Source organism: Acidovorax sp. GW821-FHT10E04 (assembly GCF_059415185.1).
This window is the reverse complement of sequence record NZ_JBWKMT010000006.1, coordinates 106,975-130,258: the sequence shown is the minus strand read 5'-3', so window position 1 is coordinate 130,258 and position 23,284 is coordinate 106,975. Positions and strand designations below refer to the sequence as shown.

Sequence of the window (23,284 nt, the reverse complement as noted above, 5' to 3'; positions counted from 1 at the left end):
TGCTTCGTCGCCAAAGCTATTGTGCATGCTGGAGATGCCGGCGGACAAATCAACCCCAGTAAAAGTGTCCACATACGCCCTGTGGCGAGAAAGATTCGCCCCGACGGGTGTGTGTGCGTGCGCCAACCATGCTAAGCAAGACCTCCACCTCGCCTGACAAAAACCAATCTGGAGAAGATGCTAGTCAGGACCAGAATCATCCGGTCGCTCAAACTCGAGACAAAAAAATCCCCGGACACGCCGGGGATGAAGTCATAGAAATTCTGATTAATTACCTGCCACCCTCTAGGGGTCGCAGGCTAACTACTCAGGGGCACGTGTAATCTTCCGGCACACCACCAGGAGGTATTGGTCCGGTCACAACGTCAATATTGAATGTGCGAGTCACCGAGGTCGCTCCCTTCGTCGCCGTGACCAAGAATCGTTGGCTACCGCAATTAGCCACCTTTGGTACGCCATTCAAAACACCAGCCGTGGGCGATGTTCCTGCAGTCAACCACGCTGGCAAGCCGCCAAAGGACCACGTCACACCCGTTGTCGACGAGACGAACGAATAAGTGAAGTTTTTCCCGACCGGCGCAGATCCCAGCGAACAAACCGCCGTGGAATTGCAATCGCCGATGGCAAAGTCTTCTGGCAGGCCGCCGACCACCTTGAATGTAATCGTGGCAGTTGCAGATATCTTGTTCTTATCAGTAGCAGTCACTGTAACGCGGTACTCACGCTCTGCCGCATCCTGGCTTACCGTGCCGCTCAGAATGCCCGTACTCGCATCCACGGCCAGCCCTGTTGGCAGGCCAGTAGCCGACCAGGTGAAGGGGGGCAAACCGTTCTTCGCCTCCAAGTACGCCGTGAATGGCACACCCTTAGTAACGGTCCCTAGATCCTTATTATCGATCGTAGGCGCAATTGTACGTGCCGCCATTACTTGAATCGGGAGAATGCCAACCATCGGATCAGAGATGCCGTTGCTCACATTGTTGTCAGCACGATCAGCCGTCATCTCCAGGAAGATCGTGCCGGTTTCCGTACCGCTCAGCAGTGAAAATAGTGCAACCCCGCCAATCGAAGGCAACTGAAGCACACTGCCACTCTGACTCCCCGCAACCAAACGGGCGCCTACGGCTGCGTCGGTTCCCGAGAGAATACGAACCTGCACATTCGAACCCGACGTGCTGCCAGTTGGCTGGTTCGCATCATCCATGACAAACGCCTGAATGGCCATTTGATTCAGAATACCGTTCGCATTGAACTTGGTTCCCAGAATATCATTGACCTGGGCTGCCAGACGGACGCTGGCAGGCTTACCTGTTGCACCCCCAACGGAAATCTCCACGCTGGCTGACTTTTGCTGTTTATCAAGAGGGTCTTGAACCGTACATGTAATACGGGCATTTCCCGCCTGGTCCCCTGCATGGAAATGAAAAGAATTGCCACCAGCGTTTGAGCCTAGCGTAATATTTCGATATGCGCTAGGAACCTTAACCGTCCCACCATTACCATCATCAACTTCTGTTTCGTGCTCCGCTTTACCATCCAGATAATATAATGCACCGGAGTCCAAACCTCCCGCAACATTACATGCAAAAATATCCTCGCCACCAGGTATTGGCAAATTTCCTTTCCGGGCTTCAACGTAAAGAGTTGTTGTGTAGGGTCGGTAGGCACCAAGACCGGGCAACGTATCAGCGATATTGATCGGCAACTGTGCCTTGTCCGCACGCAACGTAATAGTGTAGTGCTCCTGGGTCTCACCCGGGCTTCCACCACCTCCACCACACGCTGACAGCGCAATGGTTGTTGCGATCATGAGAGTTTTGAATCTTTTCTGCATCTTCTTTCCCTATAAATTTGCATCAACGAACCGCAGTACGTTCGGTAATTACCTTGGGTGTAATAAATATGAGCATTTCCTGCTTATTTGCCTGCTTGGTTTTTGTTTTAAACAAATTTCCAACGCCTGGGATGTCCCCCAGAAACGGAACTTTGGCCTCTGCATCATCCTCAAAAAGCTCAAAAATCCCGCCAATCACAACCGTTCCGCCATTTTCAACCAATACCTGGGTTTTAATATGCTTGGTATTAATTGCCCGTACATTCTGAAGAATTTCCCCCGGACTGTCTTTGTTAACATCCAGATCAAGAATGATATTTCCTTCAGGGGTTATCTGAGGCAGGACCTCCAACTTCAACACGGCTTTTTTAAAGGCTATGACGGTTCCGCCATTAGGAGCAGTCACTGGATAAGGAAATTCCGTACCCTGCTCTATCGATGCCTTGGTCTGATCTGCAGTCACAACCCGAGGACTGGAGACAATCTTGCCTTTCCCATCAGCTTCCATCGCCGATATTTCAAGATTCAAGAATCGATTGGCCGCGGAATTGAAAATAGATATTGCAAAACTAGCTGGATCGAATCCACCTTGCGCCTGTGCGGGTAGGTTAACAAAATTGCCCAAGGTATTCGCAGTCCCGCCCGCACCAGAGGATGCGACAGCGTTGCTGTAGCTAGTGCCGAAAGCAACACTATTACCACCGCCAAGATTGTACCCGCCTGTCCCGCCGCGATTAGCCCGCAGATCTGTCCCACCCAAGCGAACGCCCAGCGACCGCCCAAAAGTATCGGAAGCCTCGACAATTCTCGCCTCAATCATCACTTGCCGAACAGCGACATCCAGAGTCAACAGCAACTGGCGAACTTCCTCTAATTTGCTCGCAGTATCAGTCACAAACAGTTGATTGGTTCTGGGCTCAGCAATTGCACTCCCTCTCTCAGAAAGGAATCTATTTGATGTCCCTCCGGATCCCCCACCGCTACTTGACGTAGACAATTGAGTGACCATGTCCACCGCCTTCGCATAGTTCATTTGAAATGCCTGAGTCCTTAGCGGTTCCAGCTTTTGAATCGCCAGCGCGGCTTCATAGTCCTTTTTTGTCCGATCATCAATTTCATCTTTGGGAGCAATCCACAAAACCGTTCCTGATTTACGCATGCCAAGGCCCTTGGCATCCATGATGATTTGGAGTGCTTGATCCCAAGGCACATCTTTGAGGCGGAGAGTTAGTGAGCCCGAGACGGTGTCCGAGGTGACAATATTGAAATTCGTAAAATCAGCTATCACTTGCAAAAGTGAGCGAACTTCAATGTTCTGGAAGTTAAGCGACAACTTCTCTCCGCTGAACCCAGGGCCTTGAGTAAGCTTGTTCAGATCCACTTTCTTTTGGCGAATCTCAATTACAAACTGGCTATCACTTTGATATGCACTGTGCTCCCAATCGCCAACGGGATCGATCGTCATTCGCACTCTTTCACCTTGCTGCACGGTCGTAATAGCTTGCACAGGCGTACCAAAATCACCTACGTCCAAGCGACGGCGCAGACCTTCCGGCAAAGAAGATTTCAGGAAATCGACGACCAAGCCCTTGCCCTGTTGGCGTATATCAACCCCAACCTGGCTGGATGGAAGCATCACGATTACCCGTCCGGAGCCATCGCTTCCCCGCCTGAAATCCACGTCTTTTAATGTTTGAATATCATTATTTGCAGGATCCGAAAACGTTAGCGCCTGAGCAGGCTGGGATGCGGAATACGCTGAAGGAGCTATTGCCAAAGAAATCAACAACGAGTTTCCTTGAATTTCAGCTTGATAGGATGTCGATTGCTTCAGGTTAAGAACAACCCGAGACCGATCGCCAGCTTGAACCACATTGACAGATTTTACATTCCCCTGACCGACTTCAATATTGCTTTTTCCGATTGCATTCGATGCACCAGGAAAATCCAAGGCAATGCGCGGAGGCGTTTGAATCGCAAAGCCTGTTGGGATTTCCTTAAGAGGTTCCGCAAAATCAATACGTATGACGTCCACACCGTTTTGCACGCTCCCTGTCACAGAACGGATAACAGTATCTGCAAGAACCTCAAGAGGAGCCAAAATAGCGATTGAGAACCCAATCGCAATTCGACAGATTTTTACTATGTAAGCTTTCGAGTATTTCATTTTTTGCCCTCTTGCAGATCCAGCGAAACTGCGCGCTCAATCCAGTCACCTGTAGCGTCCTGCACGATCTCTCGCAGTTGAATTGAATTTTCGGTTATTTTTGTTATTTTCCCGTAATTTTGCCCGATATAATTTCCAGCTCGTACCTGATAAAGTAACTTGTCAACCTTTAAAAGTGCGGTGGGCATTCCTTTTTTATCCAGGCTACCGACCATGACCATGACATCCAACGGATAAGCCTCGAGCGGCTCTTTTCGTCTAGCCATCTCTGGCGCGATGAGAGCGGCGTTTGAGGTAGATTGCGTAGACTCCCGGCGTAACGCCTGCGTCAATTTCACCGCGTTAAAAGGCTCCACGCCCGAATCCATCGAATAGGCCTGAGGAATGAATTGCTTCGGTTCGGTCAACGGAGTAATGCGAGGCTTGGTTGTCGCGCGCAATTCAGACATCCATTGGCGCAACTCTTCGTCGCCCGATGATCCACAGCCGCTCAATAATAAAGAGACGAAAACCAACCCAGTCAGTTTATAAGACGTCATTTTTTATTAGCCTTTATCGCCTGCTTCTGAGCCTGAATTTCTTCGGGGTCAAGATACCTGAAAGTACGCGCCGTCGCTTCCATTGTCAGGACTCCGTTAGCATCCTTTGCAACGGGATTTATTGATATATTATTAAGAGTGACAATTCGAGAAAGATGAGCGATATCTGATGCGAACGCCCCCATATCATGGTACTTCCCCGTGACACGCACCTGGATTGGCAATTCGGCATAATACTCCCTTGCGACCACCTGCCCCGGTCGAAACAGGTCGAACTGCAAGCTCCGACCGAGCCCCGCCTGATTGATATCGGACAAGAGTGCTGCCATCTCAGCCTTGCTAGGCAACTGTTTTTCAAGCTGAATCACGTATTGCTGCACCTGCTCTCTTTGTCGCTTCAACGCCTCCAAGCTCACAGCCTTAACCAATTTCGATTGATAGTCCTGACGAAGAGCTTGCTCCTTCGCCACTTCAGCAGTGAGCTCCACCTCATACTCATTGATTTTTACGAACCATAAGATAGTTGCTACAGCAGCTGCAATAAAGAGGCAAAGCAATACTTTGGGGACTACCGGCCACAATGAAGGATCTTTGGTGTCCAGGTTTCGAAATTGCTTGGAAAGGCCGTCCTGCAAAGCAACGAAATCAACATTTGCCTTTGATTTTTTTGCCATGTTTTATTTCCCGATCGCGGCGCTGGCAGCGTCTTTTGCTTTTTGTGCTTCCCCGGTGCGCATCAGCCGGAAGCGCAGATTAAAGGATGAGACCCGACGCTGATCTTTGGAGGAAAGCGCAACGTTACTTGCTACAATTTCCACCAGCTCCGGCTTCGATAACCACGGGGTGTTATCCGTGAGATTGCGGAGCATTTCAGAAACACGCTCATTGGATTGAGCGACACCTTGCATGGCAATGACCTGCTCAGTTTGCTTGATGCTGGTCACATACGCACCCTCCGGTATCTGGCGCACAAGCTCATTGAGCAAATGAACGGGCAGATTGCGGTCAGATTGGAGATCTTCGACAGCTTTTTGCCTGGCTCGCAGAGCAGCAATCTCATCTTCAATCGTTGCGATCTCCTTGATCTGCCCTTCAAGAACTTTAATTTCGCTCTGCAAGAATGCATTTCGCTCCTGCTGGGCTGTGATCATCGTCTGAAACCACCAGTAAATCGAACCCGCAATAGCCAAACCGATGAGAAATGATGCAAACATCGTGGCCTGAAAGGCCTCTTTTCGACGTTTGCGCGCAGCTTCCCGGTGAGGAAGTAAGTTGATCAATATCACTGCAGGAACCTCCGCATGGCCAGACCGCATGAGGTCAGATACGACGGTGCTTCACGCACCATTTTTTTCAAACGAACGGAACTTCCAATTTCCATGCCGTCAAATGGATTGACGGCGCTGCACGCGAATCCGGTCTGCTGGGTCACTGCTTCTGTCAGGCCTGGCAATGGAGCAGATCCTCCGGCCAACATGATGTGATCAACGCGGTTGTGGGGTGTACTCGTGAAGAAGAACTGCAATGCCCGGCCAATTTCTTGTGCCATGCTGTCTACAAAAGGTCGAAGGACGGCAGATTGATAATCTTCAGGAAGGTCACCATTTCGCTTCTTGCTTTCGGCCTCTTCGATGGAGAACCCGTACTGGCGAACAATCAGTTGTGTAAGTTGCGCCCCACCAAATGCTTGGTCGCGGTCGTAAAGAACTTCCTCGTTGCGAATGACCTGCATGCTCGTGGTCAGGGCACCCACTTCAAAAAGTGCGACCATGGCATCCACCCCCTTCTTCGGCAACGCCTCAATCAGGCGGCCTGCAGCCAGACGGGACGCGTGGGATTCAATGTCCACCACCACCGGCTTGAGCCCGGCTGCCTCCGCCAAACCTTGCCGGTCCTGTACCTTCTCGCGGCGCGACGCGGCAATGAGGACGTCCACATCGCCAGGAGCGTTCTTGCTGGGCCCGATGACGCAGAAGTCCAGACTCACTTCGTCGAGGGAGAAGGGAATGTATTGATTGGCCTCGGACTCGACCTGAACTTCGAGTTCCTGTTCTGTCATCCCGCCTGGCAGCGTGATCTTCTTGGTGATGACAGCCGACGGCGGCAACGCCAAGGCGACGTTCTTCGTGCGCGTGCCGCTTTTCTTGACCAGTCGGCGCAGGGCATCAGCGACCTCATCGAACTTCTCGATGTTGCCATCGGCGATCCACCCGCGCTCCAGCGGCTCGATCGCACAGCGCTCCAGCACCAGACTGCCCGCCTTATCACGCCCCAGCTCGACCAGTTTGACGCTGGAAGAACTGATGTCGATTCCCAGCAGCGGCGCAGACTGGCGACTGAACAAAGACCCCATTGAGCTCAAGATTGGTCCCCTGTAACTTGCCAAAATGAGGCAACAAAACTTAACACTTCACATGAATGCTATCAGTAAGATAGTTCTCCAGCAAAGATTTTTCCCCGCGTAACACTTGCGGAGCGTTGCCAAAAGCAGACGAATTTTTGGCGCTTTGCAAGACCGTTTGGGGAGGGTGGCGCGCCTTTTGGCAACCTGCTCATCGCACGGCGCTGCGATTTTCCGTGTTCAGGAGCAGACATTTTTATAATGGGGGGCCCTACCCCTCCGGAGCGATATGCCGTCCTCTCCATCGAAGTCCACCGACAAGCCGGACTCCTCCCCCGCTCCCCACCGTCCCACCTGGCTTCGTTGGTTCCTGCGTGCAATCCTCTGGATCGCAGGCCTGGCAACTGCAGCCGCTTTCGGGCTGGCGCTGACCATCGCCGTGGCCCTGGCCGTCGCCTACCCGAACCTGCCGGACATTTCCGACCTCGCCGACTACCGGCCCAAGCTGCCCCTGCGCGTCTATTCAGCGGAAGGTGCTTTGCTCGGCGAATTTGGGGAAGAGCGCCGCAATCTCACCCCCATTGGAGAAATCCCCAAGGTCATGAAGGACGCAGTATTGGCCATTGAAGATGCCCGCTTCTTTCAACACGGCGGCGTTGATTACAAGGGCGTGGTTCGCGCTGGTCTCGCCAATCTGGGCCGCGTGAAAAGCCAGGGAGCATCCACTATCACGATGCAGGTTGCACGCAATGTTTACCTCTCTTCAGAGAAAACATTTACACGCAAAATTTACGAAATCTTACTGACATTCAAGCTTGAGCATTTACTGAGCAAGGATCAGATTCTTGAAATTTACATGAATCAGATTTATCTCGGCAATCGCGCTTATGGATTTGCGGCGGCCTCGGAGGCGTATTTTGGCAAGCCATTGAAATCCGTGTCGGTGGCAGAGGCTGCCATGCTGGCCGGCCTGCCCAAGGCGCCCTCCGCGTACAACCCGATCAGCAATCCGAAACGGGCGCGCTCCAGGCAGTTGTACATCATCGAGCGCATGGAGGAGAACGGATTCATCACAGCCCAGCAGGCCACGGACGCCAAGAAGGAAGAACTCAAAATCCGGTCAGGACCGGACAACACCCGGATCCATGCGGAGTACGTCGCCGAGATGGCGCGCCAGCTGATCTTCACTCAGTATGGCAACGAGGCCTACACACGGGGATTGAATGTCTACACGACCCTCAACGCGGCAGAGCAGGAAGCTGCCTATGGGTCGCTGCGCCGGGGCATCATGGACTACGAGCGGCGACAGCAGTACCGGGGGCCGGAGAAGTTCGTGGCCTTGCCCACTGCAGCCCAGGAGGTCGAGGATGCCATTGACGACGCATTGGCCAATCACCCGGACAACGGGGATGTCCTCTCCGCCGTCGTTCTGGAAGCCTCTCCCCGCAAGATCATTGCGGCCCGGGCCAACGGCGACAACCTCGAGATCACCGGCGATGGCCTGAAGCCCGCGCAGTCGGGCCTCAGCGACAAGGCACCGCCGAACATCAAGATTCGCCGAGGTGCGGTGATCCGGGTCGTGAAGACCCCCAAGAACGCCTGGGAGATCACACAACTGCCTGAAGTCGAGGGCGCGTTCGTGGCCCTGGACCCGCGCAGCGGAGCCATCCGGGCCCTGGTGGGTGGGTTTGACTTTGACAAGAACAAGTTCAATCACGCGGCCCAGGCGTGGCGCCAGCCGGGGTCTAGCTTCAAGCCCTTCATTTATTCCGCGGCGCTGGAAAAGGGGTTCACGCCCGCTACGGTCATCAATGACGCCCCGCTGTTCTTTGACGCCGGCGTCACGGGCGGCCAGCCGTGGGAGCCCAAGAACTACGACGGAAAGTACGACGGGCCCATAAGCATGCGCACCGGCCTGGCCAAGTCCAAGAACATGATCTCGATCCGGATCCTGCAGGCCGTGGGCCCCAAGACGGCCCAGGAATGGGTGTCGCGTTTTGGCTTCGATGCGGAAAAGCACCCGGCCTACCTCACGATGGCCCTGGGCGCGGGTTCGGTCACGCCGCTGCAGATGGCGACCGCCTATTCCGTGTTCGCCAATGGCGGATACCGTGTGAACCCCTGGCTCATCGCCAAGGTCACGGACCACAAGGGCCGCGTGATCTCGGAAACAACGCCACCGGTGACCAGCGAGCAGCCCCGCGCCATCGACGCCCGCAACGCCTTCATCATGAACAGCCTCCTTCAGGAGGTGACACGGTCCGGCACCGCCGCGCGCGCGCAATCCACGCTCAAACGCCCGGACCTTTACGGAAAGACCGGCACCACCAATGATTCGGTCGACGCATGGTTCGCCGGCTACCAGCCCACCATCGCCGCCGTGACCTGGATTGGTTACGACACGCCCCGCAACCTCGGAAGCCGCGAAACCGGGGGCGGGCTCAGCCTGCCGGTATGGATCAATTTCATGGAACGCGCGCTCAAGGGTGTGCCTGTCATGGAACCCACGGTGCCGGCTGGCGTCGTCAACGTCGGCGGGGAGTGGTTCTACGAGGAGTACGCCCGCCACAGCGGCATCTCCAGTGTGGGCATTGATGACCGCTCTGCGTCACCGGCGGTGGCCCCGCACGCACCGCCCCCGGCGGAGGAGCGAAACCGCATCCTGGACCTGTTCCGCAACTGACACGGCCGGGACTATCAGAGGCCCAGCCTGGGGGGCAGCAAGCTTGAGCCAGGCTGAGGCGGTTTCCCTAGGCCGAGAACTGCAGCGGCAGGCCCGCTTGCCGGGCTGCGTCCCGGCTCAGGCAGTCAAAGAACTCTCCCGCGCCCTTGGTGTCTTGCCATGCCTGGCCATCGAAACGGTAGTGGTAGCCACCGGAGCGCGCCGCCATCCAGACCTCGTGCAGCGGCTTTTGGAGATTGATCACGATCTGGCTGCGGTTGGGGAAGGTCAGCGTCACCATGCCCCCCGAGCGCTGGGCGTCCACATCGGCCTCGGTCGCGTCGTTGATACGATCACAACTGCGCTCGACGGCCAGAAGCAGTTTTTCGGCGTGGTCCAGGAATTCAAGGTCGGTCATTACAATTTGCGCATGTTGATAGCTTCCCAAATTCTAGTCAGGACGCTTGTCCTTGCCGCCAGTACGGCGGCCCTCGCCGGCTGCGGCCAGCGAGGCCCCCTGTATCTTCCCAGCAGCCCCGCGGCTGCACAGCGCGCAACCCTTCCGCAGACCCTGACACCCAGCGTCGGCACGACCACGCCCGCCCAGGCACCGGCGGCTGCCGCGTCGCAGCCGCGTTAAGCCGCGGCGAATCGCCGGCAGGGGCCTGCGGCCCACCTGGCTGCCACTACCAATGCCGAGTGCTTGATTTCCATCAAGGACACCTCGAAGGGTCAATCGTACAGTCCGTGCTTTATCGCACTGCAGGATGGCCATGGCCCTGGAACTCTACCGCGACAAGAATCACGCTTGTCTGATGTTCACCGACCTCATCGAGGAAGACGGCCAGGCCGTGCAGGCCAACCAGTTCCTGATCGTGGACGACGACACGGGCGCCATCATCGATCCCGGCGGCAACCTCGCTTTCAACGAGCTGTTCATGGGAATGACCAAGCATTTCCCGCCACACAAGCTGTCGTACCTGATCGCCTCGCACGCGGACCCGGACATCATTGCCTCGCTGGACCGGTGGATGACCAGCACCAAGGCAGACCTGGTGATCTCGCGGGTGTGGGAGCGTTTCGCCCCGCACTTCACCAAGGTCGGCAAGACGGAGAACCGGGTCATCGGGGTGCCCGACAGCGGCGGCCACCTGCCGCTGGGCCGCCATGAACTGGTGCTGCTGCCTGCGCATTTCATGCATTCCGAAGGCAATTTCCATTTCTACGACCCGGTCAGCCGCATCCTGTTCACGGGCGATCTGGGGGTGTCCATGATGTCCGGTGCCGAGGCACGCGTGCCGGTGACCGACCTCAAGGCGCACATCCCGCGCATGGAGGGGTTTCACCGCCGCTACATGGTCTCCAACAAGATCCTGCGGCTGTGGGTGCGCATGGCGCGGCAGCTCGATATTTCCATGCTCGTTCCGCAGCACGGCGCGCCGATCATCGGCAAGCAGGCCATCAGCGACTTCATGGACTGGATCGAGAACCTGATGTGCGGCATCGACCTGTTCGACGACCGGGCCTACCAATTGCCCACCAGCTACATCGATCCGGTGACCCGGCAGCTGCGTCCCGGGCTGGGGCGGTAGCACGGGCCGTTTGCTCGATCTTCAATAAAAACAGGGCCTGGCGCTTTACTGGCAAGCGCAGGTAGCTATATATTTTATAGCAATCGATCTAGCATCCATCCGCATTGCGTTACCGGGCCCCAGCGGCCGTCCGGCGGGGAGCCGCCGCCCCCTGCGCCGCCTGCCGCTTGCGCAGCCGGTGCCACAGCCGCCAGCCGAGCAGGGCCGCGAGCACCACCGCGTAGACCGCCACCTCGCCAAAATCGTTCTTGCCCGCGCGCATCCAGAAAAAATGCAGGATGGCCAGCCCCGCCACCGCGTACACGCTGCGGTGCAGGGCCTGCCAGCGCCTTGCACCCAGCGCCTTGATGGCGCGGTTGAACGACGTGGCGGCGAGCAGCGTGAGCACCAGCAGCGCCAGGGACCCCACCAGGATGAAGGGCCGCTTGACGATGTCGCGCACGATGTCGGCCACATCAAAGCCCATGTCGAACCAGGCGTAGCTCAGCAGGTGCAGCAACCCATAAAAGAACACGAACAGCCCCAGCATGCGCCGAAAGCGCGCGAGCTGGGGCGTGGAGGCGAGCACGCGCAGCGGTGTCACCGCCAGCACCAGGCACAACGCGCGCAGCGTCCAGTCGCCCGTGGCGCGGATCAGGGCTTCGGCAGGGTTGGCCCCCAGTTCGTTGGCGGCCGCGGCATACACCAGCCAGGCCAGCGGAAGCAGGCACAGCACGAACACCACGGGCTTGGCGGCAGGATGGAGCAGCAGTTTTCGCATGGGGGCAAGGGCCGGGCCGGGCTTTCGCCACCGGACGTGACGGCGAAGCCGGGCGGACGCGGCGGTCAGTAGAACTTCTTGAGGTCCATGCCCGCGTACAGCTGCCCCACCTGGGCTTCGTAGCCGTTGAACATCAGCGTCTTGCGCTTCTTGGCAAAGAGGCCGTCTTCGCCAATGCGCCGTTCGGTGGCCTGGCTCCATCGGGGGTGGTCCACCTCGGGGTTCACGTTGGAGTAGAAGCCGTACTCCTGTTTGGCCGCCTTGTTCCACGCCGTGCCTGGCTCCTTCTCGACAAAACGGATCTTGACGATGCTCTTGGCACTCTTGAATCCATATTTCCAGGGCACCACCAGGCGCACCGGCGCGCCATTCTGGTTGGGCAGCACTTCGCCGTACATGCCGAACGCCAGCAGCGTCAGCGGGTGCATGGCCTCGTCCAGGCGCAGGCCCTCCACATAGGGCCAGTCAAGCACGCGCGAGCCGACAAACGGCATGGTGGCCTTGTCGGCCAGCGTCACGAATTCCACATACTTGGCGCTGCCTTGCGGCTCCACCCGCTTGATCAGTTCGGACAGCGAATAGCCCACCCATGGAATCACCATCGACCAGCCCTCCACGCAGCGCAGCCGGTAGATGCGCTCTTCCTGGGCACTGAGCTTGAGCAGGTCTTCAATGCCGTACTTGCCAGGCTTCTTCACCAGCCCTTCGACTTCCACGGTCCATGGCGTGGTCTTCAGGGTGTGAGCGTTGCGGGCGGGGTCGGCCTTGTCGGTGCCGAACTCATAGAAGTTGTTGTAGGTGCTCGCGTCCTTGTAGTCGGTGAGCTTTTCCATCGAGATGGCGCCCGGCACGGTGGACTTCGCACTGGCCAGCGCCGCCAGCTTGCCAGGACGCGCGACAGTGCCCTGCTGTGCCAGCGCCTCGCGCCCGGCCCAGGCGGCCAGTGCCGCGCCCGCCGCCCCGCCGGCCATCAGCCGGAGCATCCTGCGCCGCTCCTCGTACACCGAGCGCGGCGTGATCTCGGAGGAATGCGGGTGGTTGAAACCCGGTTCGCGGGATGGAATCAGCATGGGTGTCTCCGGTGGTTCTCGGTTGAAACGGACTCTGCGATAGAGCGGAACAACTGCTAGTTCGTTCCCTGGGCCGTTCAGGTTACACCGAAGACACAATAGTTGCAGGCGCCGCCTGCCTGCCGGGCAGGGGCGTGCGGGCAGCCGCGGGCCTACAGCGTGCCGTAGCTGTGCAGCCCGCTCAGGAACATGTTCACGCCCAGGAACGCGAACGTGGTCACCGCCAGGCCGACCAGCGCCCACCAGGCCGAGACGGTACCCCGCAGGCCCTTCATGAGGCGCATGTGCAGCCAGGCCGCGTAATTGAGCCAGACGATCAGCGCCCAGGTCTCTTTCGGGTCCCAGCTCCAGTAGCCGCCCCAGGCCTCGGCCGCCCACAGTGCCCCCAGCACGGTGGCGATGGTGAAGAACGCAAAGCCCACGGCGATGGACTTGTACATCACGTCGTCCAGGATCTCGAACGACGGCAGGCGCGCCGCGATGCGCTTGCGGCCGAAGAGGATGCCCGCCACGATGAATGCCGAGATGCCGAAGTACACCATCCAGTAGCTGCCGCCGTTCTCGGTGGCGCCCTGGCGGAACACGATGGGCTCGAAGCACAGCACCACGCCCAGCAGCCACAGGGGGGCCAGCTTGTACCAGCGGGTTTCGGTGGCCTGCTGCTTGATGAGGTAGGCGAACGCCACCATGGCAGCCAGCGCGAACGTGCCGTATCCGATGAAGTTGGCGGGCACGTGCAGCTTCATCCACCAGCTCTTGAGCGCGGGCACCAGGGGCTGGATCTCATGCGCCTCGCGCACCACGGTGTACCAGAGCAGAAAGCCGACCGCCGCGCTCACCACCAGCATCACGAAGCCGCCCAGGGCGCGGGTGTCGTACTGCTGCTCGTAGTACAGGTAGAACGCCGCCGTCATCCAGCAGAACAGCACGAACACTTCATACAGGTTGCTCACCGGGATGTGGCCGATGTCCGGGCCGATGAGGTAGCTCTCGTACCAGCGCACCAGCGTGCCGATGAGCGCCATGGCCACGGCCACCCAGGCGATGCGCGAGCCGAGCATGCCCATGGTCCTGCCCTCGCCGCGCGAGAACATGCCGATCCAGTAGAACGCGGTGCTGATGAAGAACAGCATGCTCATCCAGAGGATGGCGGACTGGCTCGACAGGAAGTACTTGAGGCCGAACACCGTGTCCGCGCGCGCCAGGCTGCCCGCGCCGTCCTGCTGGTACAGGCCGATGGCAAAAAGCGCCACCGCCGTCACCACCAGCATCAGCACGCGCAGCGGCCGCCAGAACCAGCCCAGCCAGATGGTGCAGGGAATGGCACCCAGCAGGATGCCTTTTTCGTACACATCCATGTAGCTGCCGTAGCGCTGCAGCGCATAGAGGCCGCCCACCGCCACGATGGCCGCGAACAGCCAGTCGAACCAGTTGCGGCGGGCGAAGAACCCCTCATTCAGGGTGATCGCGGTATTCGTGTTGCCGGTGGCGGTGTTCATGCGGTGCCTTCCGGGGCCTTGCCGGCCCCGATCAGTTTCTGTGCGAGCTGTACAAACTCCTGGTCCCCGTCCATGGTCTTGCGGTTCGTGGACAGCGCCATGGTGGCGTGGCTGCCGCCGCCCTGCGGCGCCACCCAGACCCAGACACGGCGCTCGCGCACGTACAGCATGGCAAAAACACCGAGGATCAGCAAGGCGCAACCCAGATAGACAATGTTCTTGCCAGGGGCTCGGGCCACCTGGAACACGCTAGCCTGCACCTGGGTGAAGTCCTTGAGCTCGAACGCCAGTGGCGCGGGGTAGATCTGCGCGTCGCTGAGCGACAGCACGGCCTGGGTCATGAAGCCCCGTGTCTGTTCATCCTGCGGCAGGCGCGGCAGGCCCGCGTTCTGGCGCGACAGCTGGGCCACCTCAAACAGCGTGCCATTGAGGATGCGCACCAGCACTTCACCGGCGCGCGCGCGCTCGGCCTCCGGCACATTCGCCTCCATGAAGTCCGACACCGCCTGCAGGCCACCGGTGGGCTTGCCGTCCACCATGCCGCGTCCGGCGAACAACGCCAGCGCCCGCGATGCGGACTGCTGCAGCTGCTCGGCCAGATCCGTGCGCGAGGCATCGATGGCCTGCGCCACATAGCGGCGCACCGCCTGTTCGCGCGCCACCGGGTCGGCCAGCGTGGCCTTCAGGCGCATGAAGCCGTCCATGCCACCCTTGTCATCGGCCGGCACGCGAAGGTATCGGAACGGTTCCGCCGGGCTCTCGCGCACCCCCAGCAGGAACACCGGCACGCCGTCCCCCGTGTCCACGGGCAGCATGTAGTTGTGGAACTCGCGGGCCTGGCCCGCCGCGTCCCGCAGCTTGTAGCTCACGCTGGGGCCCACGTTGCGCAGCTCCTTCTTGGTCACGGTCTTGTTGGCCGCGCCCAAGCGGGACTCCACCGACTCGCGCAGGTCCACCTTGCGCACATCGACACCGGTGCCGCCCGGGCCTGCCCCGCCGAAGTTCTCGACATTGATGGTGCGCAGCGCCGTGAATTCCAGCGTCAGCGTCTCGCTGCCAGTGCCGCCGCCGTTGTTGGTCAGCTGGGTGGAATTGCCCACCACGCCCTCGACATCAAAGGCCTTGGCGCCTGCCACCATGGGCACGGCCCGCAGCTTCAGGTGCGAACCACCGTCGTCGAAGCTCGACTGGTAGATCTCGATGCCGCGGTAGCTGGCCGGGTGGTTCACCTCCACGCGCGCCGGGGTCTTCTCGCCCGTGGCCTTGTCATGGATGACGATCTCGCTGGCAAACAGCTTGGGCATGCCGGTGGAGTAGTGCTCGACGATGAATTTCTTGAGCTCGATGGCGAACGGCAGGTCCTGCAGCAGCACGCCGTCGGACTGGTTCAGGATCGCCGTGCTCGACTGCGTGCCCTCCGCCACGAGCAGGTTGCCGCGGAAGGTCGGGTTGCGCTCCGACAGGCGGTGCTCGGGCTTCACATCGGCGATCAGCCCGCCGCCCTGGTACGGGGTCTTGCCGCCCAGCAGCATCTGGGCGCGCACGATGAGGTCACCGTCCAGCAGGCCACCCACGCACACCAGCACGATGGCGCTGTGCGCCGCGATGTAGCCCAGCTTGTTGGCAGCCCCCGCCTTGGCGGCCACCATCCAGCCGGTACCGGGGCCGGCGGCCGTGTCGCGCTGCTGCAGGCGCACTTTCCAGCCGCCGCCCGCCAGCATCGTGCCGATGCGGCGCGCCTCGGCCTCGGCGGACCCGCTCAGCCCTGCCTCGGCCTTGTGGTGGAAGGCCTTGAGGCTTTGCTCCCGGATGTTTTCCTTGTAGACCTTCAGGTCGATGAGGATCTTGGGCGTGTTGCGGGCAATGCACAGCGAGGTGCTGACCACCAGGAACGCCAGGATGAGGAGGAACCACCAGGCGCTGTAGACCGCGTTGAGCTGGATGGCGCCGAACAGCTCGGCCCAGAACGGCCCGAACTGGTTGACATAGTTGACCGCCGGCTCATGCTGCTTGAGCACCGTGCCGATCACGGAGGCGATGCAGATCACCGTCAGCAGCGAGATGGCGAACCGCATCGAGGACAGCAGTTCGATCCCTGCGCGCAAGGCCTGGGAACCAGACTGGATGCGAAGGCCTTGGGTGTTGTCGGACATGGATGGAAACGTGGGCTTCGGGGCGCGAAAGAAAGAAAAAGGGCGGGACCATCTGTGCGATGGGCCCGCCCGTTTTGGGATTGTTATTGGCGGTAGGTTCCGTGCGGCCCGGTCTTTCGGGCCACAAGATTGACGAAAATCAAATCGCTCAGCGCAGGCCGGCGATGTAGTCGGCCACGGCCTTGATTTCCTTGTCGTTGAGCTTGGCCGCCACTTGCGTCATCTGGATGCTGTTGGCGCGCGAGCCGTCGCGGAAGGTGTTGAGCTGTGCCACGGTGTAGTCAGCGTGCTGGCCCGACAGGCGGGGGTACTGCGCGGGGATGCCGGCACCGTTGGGGCTGTGGCAGCCCGCGCAGGCAGCGATCTGGCGGTCGGCGATGCCGCCACGGTAGATGCGCTCGCCCAGGGCGACGAGGTCCTTGTCCTTCGCGAAGCCGGCCTTCGCGGGCTTGGCGGTCACCCAGTACGCGATGTTCCGCATGTCGTCATCCGACAGGGCACTGGCGAAACCCTTCATGACGGCGTTGTTGCGCTTGCCGGACTTGAATTCCTGCAGCTGCTTGACCAGGTATTCGGGGTGCTGCTGCGACAGCTTGGGGTTGGCCGCGATGGCCGAGTTGCCATCGGCGCCGTGGCAGGCGGCGCACACCGCGGTGTAGCTGGCCTCGCCCTTGACGAGATCCGGCTTGGCCGCTTTGGGGGCATCGCCCGCCGCAAAGGCCGAAATAACAGGTGCTGCCAGTGCGGCAGCCGTCAGCAAGGAGGCGAGCAACTTCATATCGAGGGTCTGTGTTTATGTGCGCAAAACCTCGCGATTCTACAATGAGGCTCCCTCGCATCCCAATTCCCCATGACGACATCTCCTACCGCGCCAGTTGCTGGCTCCCTTCCGCCCGCACCTGACGCCAAGACCGCCATGGGCTGGATGCACACGGCAAAGTTCCTGACCACGGCCGCGCAGCTGCACCACCTGCCGCCCATCGACGTGCCCGAAATCGCCTTCGTGGGCCGCTCCAATGCGGGCAAATCCACCTGCATCAACACGCTCACCCAGCAGAAGCAGCTCGCGTTCGCGTCCAAGAAGCCCGGGCGCACCCAGCACATCAACCTGTTTTCCCTGGGCAAGCAGGGCGTGATGGACGCGGTGCTGGCCGACCTGCCCGGTTACGGCTACGCCGCCGTGTCGCGCTCGGACAAGGTGCGCTGGCAGCAGGTGATGGTGAACTACCTGGTCAGCCGCCCCGGGCTCACGGGCATCGTGCTGCTGTGCGACCCGCGCCTGGGCCTGACCGAGCTGGACGAGGCCCTGCTCGAAGTGGTGCGTCCGCGCGTCGAAGAGGGTCTCAAGTTCCTCATCGTGCTGACCAAGGCCGACAAGCTCACCCGCGCCGAGCAGGCCAAGGTGCTGTCGATTACGCGACTGAACGCGGGCGGTGGAGAGGTGAAGATGTTCTCGGCCCTCAAGAAACAAGGCGTGGACGAGGTGGCGCAGCTGCTGTGGCAATGGGCACACCCGGTACAGCCGGCCGCCCCCGCAGCAGCGCCCGACGGCACCGCCGCACCGGAAGCCCCTGAGGATTCTCAGCAAAATTAGGCGTGGCGCTTGTCTGTCATGCGCTGCTAGCTATTCAATTCATAGCATCATGATCCAGACCCGCTCCGTCACCCTGCCCCACGGCATCACCCTGCACTGCCGCGTGACCGGCGTGGCCGGCCGCCCGGTGCTGCTGCTGCTGCACGGTTTCCCGGAAGGCGCCTTCATCTGGGACGAACTGCTGCTGCACTTCGCTCGGCCCGAAAACGGCGGCTACCGCTGCATCGCACCCTACCTGCGGGGCTTCGGGCCCTCCAGCAGCCCGGCCGAGGCCGAGGCCTACCGCGCCAAACACCTGGTGCAGGACCTCGCGGCCCTGATCGCAGCCGAGTCCCCGGGCGGCCCGCTCGAATGCCTGGTGGCGCACGACTGGGGCGGGGCCGTGGCCTGGAACCTGGCCAACCAGCAGCCGGGGCTGATGAAGCGCTTGGCCATCATCAATTCGCCCCACCCGGGCACGTTCCTGCGCGAGCTGCAGCACAGCCCCGCGCAGCAGGCCGCCAGCCAGTACATGCACTTTCTCTGCCGCCCGGACGCCGAGGCGCTGCTGGCCGAGAACGATTTTCGCCGCCTGTTCGGCTTTTTCGACGCACCGGACGGCCGCGCCCCCGCCTGGCTCACCGAGAGCGTGCGCGCCCAGTACCGCGCCCTGTGGCAGCAGGGCCTGACCGGTGCCTGCAACTACTACCGCGCCAGCCCCCTGCGCCCACCCCGCGAGGGCGACGACAGCGTGCAGGCGATCACCCTGCCGGACAGCATGCTCACCGTGGCCGTGCCGACCCTGGTGCTCTGGGCGATGGACGACCCGGCCCTGCTGCCCGGGCTGCTCGACGGCCTGCCGGGCTGGATTCCCCAACTGCAGCTGCACCGCGTGGAGCAGGCCTCGCACTGGGTCGTGCACGAACACCCCGAGCGCGTGGCGATGGAGCTGCGGCACTTTTTGCAGCAAAAATGATAGCTTTCAGCGCTTGAAGCGTAAGCGCTGCAGCCTGTTTGAACCCAGTGACAGGGTGCCTCGCCTGTCCGCGCCCGCGAGCGGCCAGCCAGCAGGAGCCGGCTGCGCCTCGCTTCATTCAGTACACCGAGCCTTCGCCCTCGGGCCGCGTCTTGAAGCGCTTGTGCACCCAGTAGTACTGGCCGGGCGACACATCGATGTAGCGCTGCAGATTGGCGTTCATGAGGGCGGTGTCCGCCTGCACGTCGTCGGTGGGGTAGCCGGGCCAGGCAGGCGAGATCTCGGCCACATAGCCCGTGGGCGTGAGGCGCGTGACCATCGCGATCACCTTGGCCCGCCCCAGCCGCGCAAAGCGCGACAGCGACGGCACGGTGGCGGCCTGCATGCCGTAGAACGGCACGAACAGCGAGTCGTTGCGGCCGAAGTCCATGTCGGGCAACAGGTACAGCAGGCCACCCTTGCGCAGATTGGCGATGATGGGCTTGACCCCGTCGTTGCGGTTGAGCATGCGCACGTCGCCAAAGCGCTGGCGCCCCTCGCGGAACCAGGCATCCACGGCCGGGTCCGGGTGGGTGGAGAAGATCGACGTGAACGCGCGCGACGTGTGCAGCGTGAGCGCCGAGCCGCCCGCATCCATGCCGTAGAAATGCGGCGCGAAGATGATGGTGGGCGTGTCGCCCTCCAGCTCGTTGAGCGCTCCCCGCAGCTTCACGCGCTCGAGCACCACATCCCGGGGCGCGAACCACAGCCAGCTGCGGTCCAGCCACGACTGGCAGAACACCACGAAAGTTTCCTGCGCCCAGGCACGGCGCTGCTGCTCGCTGGCATCGGGATAACACAGCGCCAGATTGCGCAGCGCCACGCGCCGGCGCGGCCCGGCCAGCACGAACAGGATGCGGCCGATCAGCCAGCCCATGCCGCGCAGCACCGGCAGCGGCAGGCGCGCCAGCACGCGCATGAACCAGACCCCCAGGCGGCCCGTCATGCGGCCACCTCGGGCGCCGCGGCGGACTCAGCGCGCGGCTGCTTGTAGCGGGCGTAGCCCCACAGGTACTGTTCGGGGCATTGGCGGATGAGGTGTTCCATGGCCTGGTTGATCTGCAGGACGGCGACGTCGATCTGGTCGGACAGCGGCTGTGCCAGCGGCTCGAAGTGGGTGACGAAACCCCGGCCCCAGGGCAGGCGCTCGCAGCGCGCCAGCACCACGGCCGCGCCCGTCTGCTGGGCCAGGCGCACGGCCAAGGTCATGGTGTAGGCGTCCCGGCCAAAGAAAGGCGCCCAGTGGCCCTGCCCTTCGGGCGGCACCTGGTCGGGCAGCAGGCCCACGGCCTCGCCCCGGCGCAGGGCCTTGATCATCTGGCGCACCCCCGCGAGCGTGGTGGGCACGGCGAGCATGCCGGGCCGGTTGCGCGCGGTTTCCATCACCTTGGCCAGCCAGGCCTGGCGCGCGGGGCGGTACAGCACGGTGATGGGCCCGCGCTCGGCGCTCCAGCGCCGGGCCGCGGCCTGCGCCGACAGCTCGAAGCACCCCTGGTGGGGCGTGAGGTACACGATGCCGCGCCCGGCCGCGTAGGCCGCCTCGACGCAAGCCTCTCCCTCCAGCCGGCAGGGCATGGGCGCGCCCAGCCACAGGCGGGGCAGCTCGGTCACCATCCGCCCCGCATGGGCCACGGCCGCGCGCACGGCCCCGAACGGATAACTCGCCAGCGCCACATTGGCCAGGAAGCGGCGCCGGTAGGTGGGCGAGGCGGCGAACGCCACCCAGCCCATGGCCGCGCCCATGATGTGCAGCAACCACAGCGGAAATACGGAAAAGAATCGGAAGACGACTGGCATTAAAATGGATGGGTCGCTGAGTTAAATGAGCAACTTGCAGGGCGACGTTAAATAAATCTGCTAAAGCGTTCGCCAAAGCTCCTTCGGGGTGAGGGCAACGCCCCAAATGCCGGAACACAGGAGTTTATTCAAATGGCGAACGACTTTCTCTTTACCTCGGAATCCGTCTCCGAAGGCCACCCCGACAAGGTGGCCGACCAGATCTCGGACGCGATTCTCGATGCGATCTTCAAGCAGGACCCCCGCTCGCGTGTCGCCGCCGAAACGCTGACCAACACCGGCCTCGTGGTGCTGGCCGGCGAGATCACCACCAACGCCCACGTGGACTACATCCAGGTGGCGCGCGACACCATCAAGCGCATCGGCTACGACAACACCGACTACGGCATCGACTACAAGGGCTGCGCCGTGCTCGTGGCCTATGACAAGCAGTCCAACGACATCGCCCAGGGCGTGGACCATGCGTCCGACGACCACCTGAACACCGGCGCCGGCGACCAGGGCCTGATGTTCGGCTACGCCTGCGACGAGACGCCCGAGCTGATGCCCGCGCCCATCTACTACGCGCACCGCCTGGTGGAGCGCCAGGCCCAGCTGCGCAAGGACGGCCGCCTGCCCTTCCTGCGTCCCGACGCCAAGTCGCAAGTGACGATGCGCTATGTGGACGGCAAGCCCCACAGCATCGACACCGTGGTGCTCTCCACCCAGCACCACCCCGACCAGAGCGAAACGCAAACCAAGATGAAGGCCTCGTTCACCGAAGCCATCATCGAAGAGATCATCAAGCCCGTGCTGCCCAAGGAATGGCTGCAGGACACCCGCTACCTGATCAACCCCACGGGCCGCTTCGTCATCGGCGGCCCGCAGGGCGACTGCGGCCTCACAGGCCGCAAGATCATCGTGGACACCTACGGCGGCGCCTGCCCCCATGGCGGCGGCGCCTTCAGCGGCAAGGACCCCACGAAGGTGGACCGCTCGGCCGCCTACGCCGCCCGCTACGTGGCCAAGAACATCGTGGCCGCCGGCCTGGCGCGCCAGTGCCAGATCCAGGTGGCCTACGCCATCGGCGTGGCCGAGCCGATGAACATCACGGTCTACACCGAAGGCACGGGCGTGATCTCCGACGAGCGCATTGCCGCGCTGGTGAAGGAGCAGTTCGACCTGCGACCCAAGGGCATCATCCAGATGCTGGACCTGCTGCGCCCGATCTACGAAAAGACGGCGGCCTACGGCCACTTCGGCCGCGAAGAGCCCGAATTCAGCTGGGAAAAGACGGACAAGGCGGCGGCACTGCGCGCAGCAGCAGGGCTGTAAAACCCACCGCGCGAATCACGCGCCGTAAGCCCTCCCCGGCCCCAAGCCGCAACGCCCAGGCGTTGCGGCTTTTTTTCGCGCTGCGTCTGGCAGCCGCGCCCAGGGGCCCTCTCCTACAGCGGCAACCCGCCCGGGCTGACGGCCGCGCACCCGCCCCACCGGTATCGTTCCTGCACACCCTCACGCAGCCCCGGGCTGCTCTTCAACCCCCGCAAGGAGCGACCATCATGCTGAAGTACGCCATCATTTTTGCCCTGATTTCCCTGGTTGCAGGCGCGCTGGGCTTCACCGGTGTGGCTGCCGGCGCCGCTGGCATTGCCAAAGTGCTGTTCGTGATCTTCCTGATCATCGCCGTGGTGTTCGTGGTCCTCGCCGCCGTGGGCGTGGGCGCCGCGCGCAAGGCGCTGAAGTAGCCGCCACGGCTTGGTTGCACCCCCACGATCCACGCACAAGAAAAGAAATCAGGAATCCCATGGCCCTCAACATCTTTGAAGCGCTGCGCGAAAGCCACGAACGGCAGCGCGCGCTGTGCAAGCAGCTGGTCGATACCAGCGGCGACACGCCCGAGCGGCACGACCTGTTCGAGCAGCTCAAGACAGAACTGCTGGCGCACGAGCTGGCCGAGGAGCGGCATTTCTACATTCCGCTGATGGCGCACGATGCGGGCGTTGATCTATCCCGCCACGCGATCTCCGAACACCACCAGCTCGATGAACTGGTGGAATCGCTGGAGGATGCCGACCCCGCAACGCCCGCCTGGCTGCCGCTGGCCAAAAAACTGGCCGAGAAGGTCGAGCACCACCTGGAAGAAGAGGAACACAAATTCTTCCAGATGGCCGGCAAGCTGCTGACCGAAAAGCAGAAGATGCAGCTGGCCAAGGAATACCTGGCGACCTACGAAGAAGCAAAGACGACGACTGCCTGAGCGGCGACGGCACCCTTCTCACCCCATGCGAAGACAGTGCGTG

The 23,284-nt window shown here is 61.2% G+C and carries 22 protein-coding genes; 8 read left to right on the top strand and 14 right to left on the bottom strand.

The genetic code is table 11. The features are described from left to right. Positions 1 to 307: 307 nt before the first annotated feature. The 6 genes from AC07OC_RS19575 to AC07OC_RS19550 are packed head-to-tail and all read right to left on the bottom strand — an operon-like array spanning position 308 to position 6,902. The gene (locus tag AC07OC_RS19575; protein ID WP_255591218.1) at positions 308 to 1,810 is read right to left on the bottom strand and encodes a putative Ig domain-containing protein; all 1,503 of its coding nucleotides are present in this window, start codon (positions 1,808 to 1,810) and stop codon (positions 308 to 310) included. Positions 1,811 to 1,856: 46 nt separating this feature from the next. Further along, a complete protein-coding gene (locus AC07OC_RS19570; protein ID WP_218340344.1) occupies positions 1,857 to 4,001 on the bottom strand; it encodes a type IV pilus secretin PilQ in 2,145 nt (714 codons plus the stop codon). After that, on the bottom strand, positions 3,998 to 4,540 hold the full coding sequence (locus tag AC07OC_RS19565) for a pilus assembly protein PilP (RefSeq protein WP_218340345.1): 543 nt from the start codon (positions 4,538 to 4,540) through the stop codon (positions 3,998 to 4,000). Before AC07OC_RS19565 ends, AC07OC_RS19570 begins: the two co-directional genes overlap by 4 nt. Continuing rightward, positions 4,537 to 5,214 carry a type IV pilus inner membrane component PilO gene (locus tag AC07OC_RS19560; RefSeq protein WP_218340346.1) on the bottom strand — a complete coding sequence of 226 codons (678 nt, stop codon included), beginning with the start codon at positions 5,212 to 5,214 and terminating at the stop codon, positions 4,537 to 4,539. Before AC07OC_RS19560 ends, AC07OC_RS19565 begins: the two co-directional genes overlap by 4 nt. A gap of 3 nt (positions 5,215 to 5,217) precedes the next feature. Further along, on the bottom strand, positions 5,218 to 5,826 hold the full coding sequence (locus tag AC07OC_RS19555; RefSeq protein WP_218340347.1) for a PilN domain-containing protein: 609 nt from the start codon (positions 5,824 to 5,826) through the stop codon (positions 5,218 to 5,220). After that, a complete protein-coding gene (locus AC07OC_RS19550; RefSeq protein WP_218340348.1) occupies positions 5,823 to 6,902 on the bottom strand; it encodes a pilus assembly protein PilM in 1,080 nt (359 codons plus the stop codon). Before AC07OC_RS19550 ends, AC07OC_RS19555 begins: the two co-directional genes overlap by 4 nt. 268 nt (positions 6,903 to 7,170) lie before the next feature. Between AC07OC_RS19550 and AC07OC_RS19545 the strand changes: the two genes are divergently transcribed. Beyond that, positions 7,171 to 9,564 carry a penicillin-binding protein 1A gene (locus AC07OC_RS19545; protein WP_494602002.1) on the top strand — a complete coding sequence of 798 codons (2,394 nt, stop codon included), beginning with the start codon at positions 7,171 to 7,173 and terminating at the stop codon, positions 9,562 to 9,564. A 67-nt stretch (positions 9,565 to 9,631) separates the two neighbouring features. Here AC07OC_RS19545 and cyaY read toward each other — a convergent pair whose 3' ends face one another. Next, positions 9,632 to 9,961: an iron donor protein CyaY gene (gene cyaY / locus AC07OC_RS19540; protein ID WP_218293416.1), complete on the bottom strand. Its 330-nt coding sequence runs from the start codon at positions 9,959 to 9,961 to the stop codon at positions 9,632 to 9,634. Between the two features lie 12 nt (positions 9,962 to 9,973). Between cyaY and lptM the strand changes: the two genes are divergently transcribed. Together lptM and AC07OC_RS19530 are read left to right on the top strand one after the other, a co-directional pair. Continuing rightward, positions 9,974 to 10,183: an LPS translocon maturation chaperone LptM gene (gene lptM / locus AC07OC_RS19535; protein WP_218293415.1), complete on the top strand. Its 210-nt coding sequence runs from the start codon at positions 9,974 to 9,976 to the stop codon at positions 10,181 to 10,183. Positions 10,184 to 10,316: 133 nt separating this feature from the next. After that, positions 10,317 to 11,135 carry an oxygen-binding di-iron domain-containing protein gene (locus tag AC07OC_RS19530; RefSeq protein WP_218293414.1) on the top strand — a complete coding sequence of 273 codons (819 nt, stop codon included), beginning with the start codon at positions 10,317 to 10,319 and terminating at the stop codon, positions 11,133 to 11,135. A 109-nt stretch (positions 11,136 to 11,244) separates the two neighbouring features. Here the strand turns inward: AC07OC_RS19530 and msrQ are convergent, their stop codons facing one another. The 5 genes from msrQ to AC07OC_RS19505 all read right to left on the bottom strand — a co-directional run bounded on the left by msrQ (position 11,245) and on the right by AC07OC_RS19505 (position 17,395). Next, positions 11,245 to 11,895 (bottom strand): protein-methionine-sulfoxide reductase heme-binding subunit MsrQ, encoded by a 651-nt coding sequence (gene msrQ / locus AC07OC_RS19525; protein ID WP_218293413.1) that lies wholly within the window; start codon positions 11,893 to 11,895, stop codon positions 11,245 to 11,247. 65 nt (positions 11,896 to 11,960) lie between these two features. Further along, positions 11,961 to 12,965 (bottom strand): protein-methionine-sulfoxide reductase catalytic subunit MsrP, encoded by a 1,005-nt coding sequence (gene msrP, locus AC07OC_RS19520; protein WP_218340350.1) that lies wholly within the window; start codon positions 12,963 to 12,965, stop codon positions 11,961 to 11,963. Between the two features lie 152 nt (positions 12,966 to 13,117). Continuing rightward, positions 13,118 to 14,464 (bottom strand): c-type cytochrome biogenesis protein CcsB, encoded by a 1,347-nt coding sequence (ccsB, locus tag AC07OC_RS19515; protein ID WP_218293411.1) that lies wholly within the window; start codon positions 14,462 to 14,464, stop codon positions 13,118 to 13,120. After that, positions 14,461 to 16,617, bottom strand: a complete 2,157-nt coding sequence (locus AC07OC_RS19510) for a cytochrome c biogenesis protein ResB (protein WP_218340351.1) — start codon at positions 16,615 to 16,617, stop codon at positions 14,461 to 14,463. Before AC07OC_RS19510 ends, ccsB begins: the two co-directional genes overlap by 4 nt. Before the next feature lie 148 nt (positions 16,618 to 16,765). After that, on the bottom strand, positions 16,766 to 17,395 hold the full coding sequence (locus tag AC07OC_RS19505) for a c-type cytochrome (RefSeq protein WP_218340352.1): 630 nt from the start codon (positions 17,393 to 17,395) through the stop codon (positions 16,766 to 16,768). A 72-nt stretch (positions 17,396 to 17,467) separates the two neighbouring features. Here AC07OC_RS19505 and yihA point away from each other — a divergent pair, with 72 nt between their 5' ends. Together yihA and AC07OC_RS19495 are read left to right on the top strand one after the other, a co-directional pair. Continuing rightward, positions 17,468 to 18,211 carry a ribosome biogenesis GTP-binding protein YihA/YsxC gene (gene yihA, locus AC07OC_RS19500; protein ID WP_218293408.1) on the top strand — a complete coding sequence of 248 codons (744 nt, stop codon included), beginning with the start codon at positions 17,468 to 17,470 and terminating at the stop codon, positions 18,209 to 18,211. Positions 18,212 to 18,260: 49 nt separating this feature from the next. Next, positions 18,261 to 19,166: an alpha/beta fold hydrolase gene (locus tag AC07OC_RS19495; protein ID WP_218340353.1), complete on the top strand. Its 906-nt coding sequence runs from the start codon at positions 18,261 to 18,263 to the stop codon at positions 19,164 to 19,166. Positions 19,167 to 19,284: 118 nt separating this feature from the next. Here the strand turns inward: AC07OC_RS19495 and AC07OC_RS19490 are convergent, their stop codons facing one another. Together AC07OC_RS19490 and AC07OC_RS19485 are read right to left on the bottom strand one after the other, a co-directional pair. Further along, positions 19,285 to 20,151 (bottom strand): lysophospholipid acyltransferase family protein, encoded by an 867-nt coding sequence (locus AC07OC_RS19490; protein WP_218293406.1) that lies wholly within the window; start codon positions 20,149 to 20,151, stop codon positions 19,285 to 19,287. After that, entirely contained in the window at positions 20,148 to 21,002 is an 855-nt protein-coding gene (locus AC07OC_RS19485; RefSeq protein ID WP_218340354.1) for a lysophospholipid acyltransferase family protein, read from the bottom strand. Before AC07OC_RS19485 ends, AC07OC_RS19490 begins: the two co-directional genes overlap by 4 nt. Before the next feature lie 132 nt (positions 21,003 to 21,134). Here AC07OC_RS19485 and metK point away from each other — a divergent pair, with 132 nt between their 5' ends. From metK to AC07OC_RS19470, 3 genes are all read left to right on the top strand, one after another. Continuing rightward, positions 21,135 to 22,316, top strand: coding sequence for a methionine adenosyltransferase (gene metK / locus AC07OC_RS19480; protein WP_218340355.1), 1,182 nt, complete (start codon positions 21,135 to 21,137; stop codon positions 22,314 to 22,316). A 227-nt stretch (positions 22,317 to 22,543) separates the two neighbouring features. Continuing rightward, positions 22,544 to 22,729 carry a DUF1328 domain-containing protein gene (locus tag AC07OC_RS19475; RefSeq protein WP_218340356.1) on the top strand — a complete coding sequence of 62 codons (186 nt, stop codon included), beginning with the start codon at positions 22,544 to 22,546 and terminating at the stop codon, positions 22,727 to 22,729. A gap of 59 nt (positions 22,730 to 22,788) precedes the next feature. Beyond that, a complete protein-coding gene (locus AC07OC_RS19470) occupies positions 22,789 to 23,241 on the top strand; it encodes a hemerythrin domain-containing protein (protein ID WP_218293402.1) in 453 nt (150 codons plus the stop codon). Positions 23,242 to 23,284: the final 43 nt, after the last annotated feature.